The sequence below is a fragment of the Inquilinus limosus MP06 genome (genome assembly GCF_000767795.1).
Classification (GTDB): domain Bacteria; phylum Pseudomonadota; class Alphaproteobacteria; order DSM-16000; family Inquilinaceae; genus Inquilinus; species Inquilinus limosus_E.
Window position 1 is genome coordinate 1 of record NZ_JANX01000191.1, and the last position, 10123, is coordinate 10123.

At 70.2% G+C, this 10123-nt stretch carries 12 protein-coding genes; 3 read left to right on the forward strand and 9 right to left on the reverse strand.

Going from position 1 to position 10123, the window contains the following annotated elements:
• From P409_RS16150 to P409_RS16175, 6 genes are all read right to left on the reverse strand, one after another.
• Window positions 1-528, reverse strand: a 528-nt coding sequence (locus P409_RS16150; protein ID WP_034839168.1) for a 2Fe-2S iron-sulfur cluster-binding protein, incomplete at its 3' end; no start/stop codon positions are given.
• Window positions 529-534: 6 nt separating this feature from the next.
• Window positions 535-900, reverse strand: a complete 366-nt coding sequence (locus P409_RS16155) for a sarcosine oxidase subunit delta (protein WP_052120750.1) — start codon at window positions 898-900, stop codon at window positions 535-537.
• A gap of 12 nt (window positions 901-912) precedes the next feature.
• Window positions 913-1746 (reverse strand): type I methionyl aminopeptidase, encoded by an 834-nt coding sequence (gene map, locus P409_RS16160; RefSeq protein WP_034839171.1) that lies wholly within the window; start codon window positions 1744-1746, stop codon window positions 913-915.
• A gap of 10 nt (window positions 1747-1756) precedes the next feature.
• A complete protein-coding gene (locus P409_RS16165) occupies window positions 1757-3007 on the reverse strand; it encodes a sarcosine oxidase subunit beta family protein (RefSeq protein WP_034839174.1) in 1251 nt (416 codons plus the stop codon).
• Between the two features lie 240 nt (window positions 3008-3247).
• Window positions 3248-3814, reverse strand: a complete 567-nt coding sequence (locus tag P409_RS16170; RefSeq protein WP_034839178.1) for a tyrosine phosphatase family protein — start codon at window positions 3812-3814, stop codon at window positions 3248-3250.
• Between the two features lie 261 nt (window positions 3815-4075).
• Window positions 4076-5749: a formate--tetrahydrofolate ligase gene (locus P409_RS16175; RefSeq protein ID WP_034839182.1), complete on the reverse strand. Its 1674-nt coding sequence runs from the start codon at window positions 5747-5749 to the stop codon at window positions 4076-4078.
• A 242-nt stretch (window positions 5750-5991) separates the two neighbouring features.
• On the opposite strand from P409_RS16175, the gene P409_RS16180 reads away from it, so the two are divergent.
• Entirely contained in the window at window positions 5992-7029 is a 1038-nt protein-coding gene (locus P409_RS16180) for a GlxA family transcriptional regulator (protein WP_052120751.1), read from the forward strand.
• A gap of 184 nt (window positions 7030-7213) precedes the next feature.
• A complete protein-coding gene (gene bioD, locus P409_RS16185) occupies window positions 7214-7864 on the forward strand; it encodes a dethiobiotin synthase (RefSeq protein WP_052120753.1) in 651 nt (216 codons plus the stop codon).
• Window positions 7865-7886: 22 nt separating this feature from the next.
• Here the strand turns inward: bioD and P409_RS16190 are convergent, their stop codons facing one another.
• From P409_RS16190 to P409_RS16200, 3 genes are all read right to left on the reverse strand, one after another.
• On the reverse strand, window positions 7887-8261 hold the full coding sequence (locus tag P409_RS16190; RefSeq protein WP_034839186.1) for a type II toxin-antitoxin system VapC family toxin: 375 nt from the start codon (window positions 8259-8261) through the stop codon (window positions 7887-7889).
• The gene (locus P409_RS16195) at window positions 8258-8455 is read right to left on the reverse strand and encodes a type II toxin-antitoxin system VapB family antitoxin (protein WP_034839191.1); all 198 of its coding nucleotides are present in this window, start codon (window positions 8453-8455) and stop codon (window positions 8258-8260) included. Before P409_RS16195 ends, P409_RS16190 begins: the two co-directional genes overlap by 4 nt.
• A gap of 142 nt (window positions 8456-8597) precedes the next feature.
• Window positions 8598-9542 (reverse strand): methylenetetrahydrofolate reductase, encoded by a 945-nt coding sequence (locus P409_RS16200; protein WP_052120756.1) that lies wholly within the window; start codon window positions 9540-9542, stop codon window positions 8598-8600.
• 202 nt (window positions 9543-9744) lie between these two features.
• Between P409_RS16200 and P409_RS16205 the strand changes: the two genes are divergently transcribed.
• On the forward strand, window positions 9745-10123 hold a 379-nt coding region (locus P409_RS16205), incomplete at its 3' end, for a lysozyme inhibitor LprI family protein (protein WP_161790411.1).

Here is a 10123-nt window from a genome sequence, read left to right on the forward strand (position 1 = left end):
CAGCACGTCGCAATGCGCGTTGACATGGTCGTAGCGGTCGGGGTCGGGCTGGCGCGGCGAGACGCCGAGGCCGGCCGCCTTGCGGATGAAGCGCTCATAGACCATCCAGGCCTTGGGCGAGCGCGGCCACATGAAGGTCTTGTAGTAGAAGCCGGCCGGGATCAGCGGCGCGAACAGGTCGTTGACCGCGTTGAAGTCGAAGCGCAGCGACGGCCAGCGGTTCTGGCTGCGCGCCACCAGGCCGTCGAACAGCTCGACCTGAGTGGCGCGGCTGTTCGGATCGGTCCGCGCCGCATCCGGGCCCAGCTGGACCAGGGCGTTCGGCTCCTCCGGCCCGGCCGAGATCACGCCGCGCGGCCGGTGGTACTTGAAGCTGCGGCCCAGCAGGTGGACGCCGTTGGCCAGCAGGGCCGAGGCCAGCGTGTCGCCCTCATAGCCGCGATACGACGTGCCGTCGAAGGCGAAGGCGACGCTCTGGCTGCGGTCGATATCGGCGCCGCGGCCGACCAGGCGGAAGCGTTGGGTCATGGAGTCTTACGAGCCGGAAGCGCTGGCCGGATCGACCAGCGGCGCGTTGGCGGTGCCCCGCGCCGGCTCGCCGGACGGGGTCGGGATGGACTGGCCTTCGATCGCCGGCGGCGGATCGCCCGGGCCGTAGACGGCCAGGATCTCGTCGGTCGCCGTGTTGCGGGCGATGTTGAACCAGCGCCGGCAGCCATGGATGTGGACCCAGCGCTCGTAGTGCAGCCCCTTGGGGCTGGAGCGCATGAAGACGTAGTCCGCCCACTCCGCGTCGCTCAGCTCGGCCGGGTTGGCCGGTCGGCGGATATGGGCCTCGCCGCCGCAGCGGAACTCGCGCTGGTCCCGCGGGCCGCACCAGGGGCAGTCGATCAGGAACATGGTCTTCTCCCCTCAGGCGGCCGTGGCGTAGGGCGGCCTGGCCAGGCCGCGCGGCGACAGGGTGAAGATCTCGACCCCGTCCTCGGTGACGCCGACGCTGTGCTCGAACTGGGCCGACAGCGACCGGTCGCGGGTCACCGCGGTCCAGCCATCGGCCAGCACCTTCACCTCGGGCCGGCCGGCGTTCAGCATCGGCTCGACCGTGAAGATCATGCCCGGCCGCAGGATCAGCCCGCGCCCCGGCCGGCCGACATGGTGCACGTCCGGCGCGTCATGGAAGACCCGGCCGACCCCATGGCCGACGAAATCGCGCACCACGCTGAACCGCGCCGCCTCGGCCACGGTCTGGACGGCGTGGCCGACATCGCCGAGATGGACGCCCGGCCGGATTGCGACGATGCCGGCCATCATCGCCTCCCAGGTCACGTCGACCAGCCGCCGCGCCTTCACCCCGGCCTCGCCGGCCACATACATGCGGCTGGAATCGCCGTGCCAGCCGTCGACGATCACGGTTACGTCGATGTTGAGGATGTCGCCGTCCTGCAGCCGTTTGCCCGCGTCCGGAATGCCGTGGGTGACGACGTGATTGACCGAGATGCAGCTGGCGTGGCGGTAGCCCTTGTAGCCGATCGTCGCCGACCGGGCGCCGAGATCGGCGATGTGCCCGGCGATCAGGGTGTCGAGCTCCAGCGTCGAGACGCCGGGCCGCACCGCCGGGGTGATGCGGTCCAGTACCTCGGCCACGGCCTGCCCGGCCCGGCGCATGCCGGCGAAGGCCTCCGGCCCGTGCAGCGGCACCCGCCTTCCGTCGGTGTCGATCTCGAACGCGCCCGAATGGATCTTCATGCCCGCGCCCTCAATGCGCCACGGCGGCGGCGCCGTGCTCGGCCACCAGCGCGCCGGAGGCGAAGCGGTCCAGCGCGAAGGGTGCGGCGATGGCGTTCGGCTCACCGCGGGCGATGGTGTGGGCGAAGACATGGCCCGAGCCGGGGGTGGCCTTGAAGCCGCCGGTGCCCCAGCCGCAGTTGATGAACAGGTTCTCGACCGGGGTCCTGCCGATGATCGGGCTGGCGTCCGGCGCCACGTCGACGATGCCGCCCCATTGCCGCAGCATCCGCATCCGGCTGAAGATCGGGAACATCTCGACGATCGCCGCCAGCGTCTCCTCGATGATGGCGAAGCCGCCGCGCTGGGAGTAGGAGACGTAGCCGTCGATGCCGGCGCCGATCACCAGCTCGCCCTTGTCGGACTGGCTGACATAGGCGTGCACCGCGTTCGACATGACGACGCAGTCGATCACCGGCTTGACCGGCTCCGACACCAGCGCCTGCAGCGGGTGGCTTTCCAGCGGCAGGCGGAAGCCGGCGAGGTTGGCCAGGACCGAGCTGTGGCCGGCCGCGACCACGCCGACCTTGCCGGCGCCGATATATCCCCGCGTGGTCTCGACCCCGACGACGCGCCCCTGCTCGGTGCGGAAGCCGGTGACCTCGCAGTTCTGGATGATGTCGACGCCGCGGCTGTCGGCGCCGCGGGCATAGCCCCAGGCCACCGCGTCGTGCCGCGCCGTGCCGGCCCGCCGCTGCACCGTGCCGCCATAGACCGGGAAGCGGATGGTCGGGTCCGGGTTCAGCACCGGGCAGAACTCCAGCACCTGGTCGCGGTCCAGCCAGTCGCTGTCGATGCCGTTCAGCCGGTTGGCGTGCAGCCGGCGCTTCAGCTCGCGCGCCTCATGCGGGTCGTGGCAGATGTTCATCACGCCGCGCTGGCTGAACATCACGTTGTAGTTGAGGTCGGCCGACAGGCCCTCCCACAGCTTCAGCGCGTGCTCGTAGATGAAGGCCGAGGCGTCGAACAGGTAGTTGGAGCGGACGATGGTGGTGTTGCGGCCGGTGTTGCCGCCGCCGATCCAGCCCTTCTCCAGCACCGCGACATTGGTGATGCCGTGCTCCTTCGCCAGGTAGTAGGCGGTGGCCAGGCCGTGGCCGCCGCCGCCGACGATGACCACGTCATAGGCCGGCTTGGGATCGGGCGAGCGCCAGGCCTTCTGCCAGCCTTCGTGGTGCGACAGCGCTTGGCGCGCGAGGGAGAAGATGGAATAGCGCGACATCGATCCGATGGCCGGTCCAGGGTGAGCGTGGGGCATGGTGCAAAGCCGACCGGCCCGGCGCGAGCCTGGGCGCGACACGCAGGCGTCGCCCTGCGCCAAGGGCGGAAGGGGGCAGAGAACGACGGATCCCCTCACCTTCCCTTATCGTCATTCCCGCGAAAGCGGGAATCTCTCGCCGATCAGGCTCCGACGAGATCCCCGCTTTCGCGGGGATGACAGGAGTTTGAAGGGGCGACTTGCTCAATCCGTCGGGATCTCCCGCCCGCGGCCGACGCGGCGGAGCATGGCGATCAGCTCCGGCTGCTCATCGCGCACCCGGCGGTACTGCGGCTTCAGCGCGTCGCGCAGCCGGCCCCTGGTGCCCAGCGCCGCCTCGGCATAGTCGATCATCACCGTGTTCGGCCAGGCCTGCGGCCGGATCGCCGCCAGCCGCGCCACCGACGCCTCCTCCTCGCCCGGATGGCGCTGGGCGATCAGCATCAGCATCGAGGCGGAGGAGCGCGAGATGCCCATATGGCAATGCACCAGCAGGTGGCGCAGGCTCTCGCCCTCCGCCGCCATCCCCTCGCCGAACTCGAGGATCGAGGCGACATGGTCCGGGGTCGGGAAGACGTGGCCCGGCATCTCGTCGATGATGTCGTGGAAGCGCAGGTCGAGGCGGCGATGCGGCGCGAAACCGTCGAAATAGGTCTCGGCCGGGGTGCCCGGATCGGCGATCGACAGCACATGGGTGACGCCGGCGGCGCGGAAGCCGGCGATCTCCTCCAGGCCGCAGACGGTGAGATGGCGGTCGGGGTGCAGCAGCATCGGATCGTCCTCGGAAGCGGGGCTGCACTGTCCCGTCCGGCCGCCTTCGGGTCAAACGCCGATGCGAGGCGTCAGCCGTGCGAGAGGGTCATGTGGCCGTTACCATGTGGACGCCGGGAGAGCCTGTTCGAGAATGCGCTGGCGTGAGTCGGCTGGTGGCGGTTTCGAGAACCGGAGCGCAGCGCACGTTTGGTGCGTGAGCACCGGAAGCGGAGAAACCGCCATCAGACGGCCGCGCCAGTAGCATTCGCGAATAGGCTCTCAGAACAGCCCCTCGATCTGCCCGCTCTCGTTCAGCCGGATGTTGTTGGCGGCCGGGGTCCGCGGCAGGCCGGGCATGGTCATGATGTCGCCGCAGATCGCCACCAGGAACTCCGCCCCGGCCGACAGGCGCAGCTCGCGCACCGGCACGATGTGGTGCGACGGCGCGCCCTTCAGCGCCGGGTCGGTGGAGAAGCTGTACTGGGTCTTGGCGACGCAGATCGGGAAATGGCCGTAGCCGCCCTTCTGGTACTGGGCGAACTGGTCGCGCACCCGCTTGTCGGCGATGATGTCGTCGGCGCCGTAGATCGCGGTGGCGATGGTCCGCATCTTCTCCCACAGCGGCAGGTCGTCGTCGTAGAGGGTGCGGAACTGGGAATGATCCTCGGCCAGGGCCGCGACCTTGTGCGCCAGCTCCACCGTGCCGGCGCTGCCGTCCGCCCAGTGGCTGCAGACCTGCGCCTCGACCCCATGCTCGGCGCAATACTCCCGCACCGCCTGCAGCTCGGCCTCGGTGTCGGCGACGAAGCGGTTGACCGCGACGATCGCCGGCACGCCGAACTGGCCGACATTGCGGATGTGGCGGCCGAGATTGGCCAGGCCCTTCCTCAGCGCCGCCACATTCTCCTGCCCCAGATCCTCCTTGGCCACGCCGCCATGCATCTTCAGCGCCCGCACGGTGGCGACGATGACCACCGCCGCCGGCTTCAGCCCGGCCTTGCGGCACTTGATGTCGAAGAACTTCTCGGCCCCGAGATCGGCGCCGAAGCCGGCCTCGGTGACGACGTAATCGGCCAGCTTCAGCGCCGTCTTGGTCGCCATCACCGAGTTGCAGCCATGGGCGATATTGGCGAAGGGGCCGCCATGAACGAAGGCGGGGTTGTTCTCCAGCGTCTGCACCAGGTTGGGCATGAACGCGTCCTTCAGCAGCACCGTCATCGGCCCGTCCGCCTTCAGCTCCTTCGCCGTCACCGGCCGGCGGTCGAGCGACTGGCCGACGATGATGCGGCCCAGCCGCTGCTCCAGATCCTCCAGGCTCTTGGCCAGGCAGAAGATCGCCATCACCTCCGACGCGACGGTGATGTCGAAGCCGTCCTCGCGCGGGAAGCCGTTCGGGGCGCCGCCCAGGCTGGTGACGATCGAGCGCAGCGCCCGGTCGTTCATGTCCATCACCCGGCGCCAGGTCACCCGGCGGGTGTCGAGGCCGAGCGCGTTGCCCCAGTAGATATGGTTGTCCAGCAGCGCCGCCAGCAGGTTGTGGGCGCTGCTGATGGCGTGGAAGTCGCCGGTGAAGTGCAGGTTGATCTGCTCCATCGGCACCACCTGGGCACGGCCGCCGCCGGCGGCGCCGCCCTTGATGCCGAAGCAGGGGCCCAGCGACGGCTCGCGCAGGCAGATCGCAGCCTTCTTGCCGATCCGGTTCAGCCCGTCGCCGAGCCCGACCGTGGTGGTGGTCTTGCCCTCGCCCGCCGGGGTCGGGGTGATGGCCGTGACCAGGATCAGCTTGCCGTCCGGCCGCCCCTCCAGCCCGTCGACGAAGCCGGGCGTCAGCTTGGCGATGTGCGGGCCGTAGGAATGGAGCGCGTCGGAGGGGATGCCGAGCCTGGCGCCGACCTCGGCGATCGGCCGCAGAGTCGCGGCCCGCGCGATCTCGATATCCGACGGTGCCCCCATGTCCCATGGTCCCGAAAAGTTTTTCCGAAGAGCGTCCCATAGCAGAGGCGAGGCCGCCGCGTCTGCGGCGACGTCGTCCGGCCTGGCTGCGACGCGCGTTCCGGCCCCTCCCCCAGCCATGCGCGGACCGGGCGGCACGGCCGTCAGCCCGTCGCAACTGGCCTCTTTGTCGAATTTGCGACCCGTGCTACCGATTCGTCGGATGCGGCGCCAACGTTGCGCCGCCGGGAGGCATAGAAGTGATGGGCCAGGATCCAGCCTTCGACACCGAGACCATCGGGTTCCTGCTGATTCCGCAGTTCTCGATGATCGCCTTCACCTCCGCGGTCGAGCCGCTGCGCATCGCCAACCGCATGGCCGGCAAGCCCTTGTACCGCTGGACGGTGCTGTCGAAGGACGGCCAGGCGGTGAAGGCCAGCAACGGCATCAGCGTCGGCGTCGACACCTCGCTGGCCGAGCTCAGCCGCCAGGCCGGCGTATCCAAGCCGCTCGACATGATCTTCGCCTGCTCCGGCCTGGGCATCGAGCGCTACCGCGACGACGAGGTCTTCGCCTGGCTGCGCCGGGCGGAGCGGCAGGGGGTGGGCATCGGCGCGCTGTGCACCGGTTCGCATCTCCTCGCCCGCGCCGGCCTGCTGGGCGGCTATCGCTGCGCCATCCACTGGGAAAACCTGCCGGGCTTCGCCGAGACCTTCCCCGAGATCCCGGTGTCGAGCGACCTGTTCGAGGTCGACCGCAACCGCTTCACCTGCTCCGGCGGCACGGCGGCGATCGACATGATGCTGCATCTGGTGGCGCTGCGGCAGGGCCGCGACCTGGCGACCAAGGTGTCCGAGCAGTGCCTGGTCGACCGCATCCGCAGCCCGCATGACCGCCAGCGCCTGCCGCTGCGGGCCCGCCTCGGCGTGCACAACCCGAAGCTGGTCGCGGCGATCGAGCTGATGGAGGCGAACATCGCCGAGCCGCTGCCGCAGGAGGAGCTGGCGGCCCATGTCGGCCTGTCGCGCCGGCAGCTGGAGCGGCTGTTCCGCAAGCAGCTGGGCCACAGCCCGGCGCACTACTACCTGGAGCTGCGGCTGGAGCGGGCGCAGCACCTGATCAACCAGAGCGACCTGCCGATCGTCGACCTGGCCCTGGCCTGCGGCTTCGTCTCGGCGTCGCATTTCTCGAAATGCTACCGCCAGCTCTACGGCCGCTCGCCCCGGGAGGAGCGAGCGAACGCCATCCTGCGCGGCGTGCCGATGCCCGAGCGGCCGGTGCGCCAGAAGGTCCCCGCCTAGGTCCCCCTTGACGACGCAATCCAGCTTTGCTGCGCTGCGGTATCTGGGGACTCGCATCGGAGGACCGATCTGTGCATAGTCCGTGCCTTCGCGTAACGGCATCCCGGACCCGAATGCCCGTAGACCGGACCTGGCAGCCCGCTTCGGCTGCCGACCGCCTCGCCGCTGAGACCCCTAGCACCCCATGACCCGATTCTATGTGACCGGCACCGACACCGGTGTCGGCAAGACCCTCGCCTGCGCCTGCCTGGCCACCGCCTGGGACGCCGACTACTGGAAGCCGGTGCAGACCGGCCTGGCCGAAAAGCCGGCCGACACCGCCACCATCGCCGCCCTGACCGGACTGCCGGCCGAGCGGCTGCAGAAGCCGACCTACGCCTTCCAGGCGCCGCTGGCCCCGGTGGCCGCCGCGGCGCTGGAGGAGAGCGAGATCGACCCGGCGGCGCTGACCCCGGCCTTCTCCCCCCGGCCGCTGCTGATCGAAGGCCCCGGCGGCGGGCTGATGGTGCCGCTGGACTGCTCGACCCTGGCGATCGACCTGCTGGGGGTGTGGCGCTTCCCGACCATCGTGGTGGCCCGCAGCGGCCGCGGCACGATCAACCACACCCTGCTGACCATCGAGGCGCTGCGCCACCGCAAGATCCCGATCGCCGGCGTGGTGATGAACGGCCCGCTGAACGCCGGCAACCGCGCCGCGATCGAGAAGCATGGCGGCGTGCCGGTGATCCTGGAGATCCCGGAGCTGCCGAAGGTCACCCGCGCCGTGGTCGAGGAGCTGGCGCACGCCGTGCCGCCGCTCGGCGAGATCGTGTCGGAGGCGGTGGCCGCGGCCTGACAGCGCGGCGACGCTCGCGCCTCTATTGGAGGACGGGTTTCGCCGCCATCCCCAACGGCTCGGCCACGGCCAGCAGGCGCTTGTCGCGCGTCCAGAGGGAAACCCCTGCCGTCAATCGGATGCTGGCCAGCAGGTGCGCGTCGACATAGCCGATGCCGCGACCGAACAGGCCATGCCGGGCGATGAAATGCAGCACCTCCTGCTGCGTGGCGACGTCGACCTGCTGCAGATCCTGCAGGGTCTGCAGGATCAGGTCTCGCCGGCGCAGGCTCCCCAGAGCCAGCTCACCGACGATGAAGGGGTGCATCACGACCTGGCCGGCATCGAGCAGATGGGCCAGGACGTCGTCGGCCGATCGCAGATGGTCGATCCAGACCGAGGTGTCGACCAGGATCACGCGGGCTCCGCCCGCCGCCGCGGCAGGGGCTCCAGGTCGGGCTCGCTTCCGCCGAGAGCCGCCAACCGCCGTGCGCTTTCCCGGGCAATGAGCGCCTTCAGGGCTTCCCGGATGAGGGCGGATTTCTCCTGCAGCCCGGTCAGGGCCTGCGCCTTGGCGAGCAGATCATCGTCGAGAGCCAGGGTCGTGCGCATGGGGACCTCCGCAACCGCAAGGCATGAAATTAGGCATCTTTGATGTCTGGATCAATGCCTTGCGGCGCGTGCCGCCATAGCATCGCCCCAAGCAGAACGGGCGCCGCGAGGGCGCCCGTTTCCGTTCCGACTGTCGGAAATCTCAGTCCAGCGACTCGTCCATGGCGAAGCCGCCGCGGCCGTCGAGGGTGAAGCGGCCCTCCTGCATCGCCTTGACCCAGCGGGCCGAGCGCTCCAGCCCGCCGAAGGCGAACAGGTGCAGCTGGGCCAGGCCGCAGCCCGGCTCCTTGGCGCGGTAGTCGGCCAGCTCGGTCAGCAGCTTGTCGGGCACCGACACCGAGGCCAGCTTGGCGATGTTCATCGCCTGCCGGGTCAGGAACCGCATCGACGGGCCGACGCCGCACATCGCGGCATAGTGGATCAGGCTCTTCAGCTTGGCCGGGCCGGCCAGGCCGAGATGGATCGGCAACTCGTTGCCGGCGCGGCGCAGCGCGCGGTCCCAGGCAATGATCGCCTCGGCGTCGAAGCAGAATTGGGTGGCGATGTAGAGGTCAGTGCCGGTCGCCCTGGCATAGGCGTTCTTCTCGGCGACGGCGCGGGCGACCTCCTCGGCCGGGATGTCCTTGCTGCCCTCAGGATGGCCGGCGACGCCGATGGTCCTGACGCCGTGCTGCTGCAGCAACCCGGTCTCCAGCACCTGCATCGACCGGTCGAACGGGCCGACGGGCGACGACACGCCGCCGCCGATCACCAGCACCTGATCGACCCCGGCCTCGCCGGCGAGGCGGCGGAGATAGTCGTCGAGCTGGGCCCGGCTCTCCAGGCTGCGGGCGGCGATGTGCGGCACCGGCACCAAGCCTTCGCCGCGCAGCCGCGCCGCGGTCTGCACGATCTCGCCGAGATCGGCGCCCGGCAGCATGGTGATGTAGACGCGGGTGCCGGCCGGCAGATGCGCGCTGAAGCTGGCGGTCTTGGCGGCGATGGCGGGCGCGGTCTCGATCGAGAGGTCGCGGAACAGGTCGACCACCGCCGTCTTCGGCGTCGGCAGCGAGACAACCTTGGCGCCCGACCGATTGAACCCCAGCATTCACCGTCCTCCGTGAGCACGGCGCCATCACCGGCGCTTGGGTGACAACATGGTGATGCCGGGGGCTTCGCGCTGCATCGCGGACGACCGGAACTGTCCGGAAGGCGACACCGCGGCGTGATTGCGACAGGCTGCGGCGGCCATGGTATCCCATGTCGACATGCCCGGCGGCTGAGGCGGCCCGGCGATGATGGAGAACCGGATGCGCGCCCCGCTGCTGCTGATCCCCGCTGTGCTGCTGGCCGGCGTCGCCTCGCCCGCCCTGGCCTTCGACTGCGCCAAGGCGCGGACGCCGCTGGAGAAGACGATCTGCGCCGATCCCGCCGCGAGGCAGGCCGACGACGCCATGGGCGCCGCCTACATCGCGGTGCAGGCCGCATCGGGCAAGGCCGAGAGCCAAGCGCTGCTGCGCAACCAGCGCGCCTGGCTGCAGCGGCGCCAGAGCGTCTGCCGCGACTGGAGCAAGCCCGAGCCGGTCTTCGACGGCGCCTGCCTGGCGCGCGAGACCCGGGCCCGCGGCCGCCTGCTGGCCGGCTATGCGGAGCATGAAGGCACGGGCGCCCTGCCCTTCCGCCCGCATT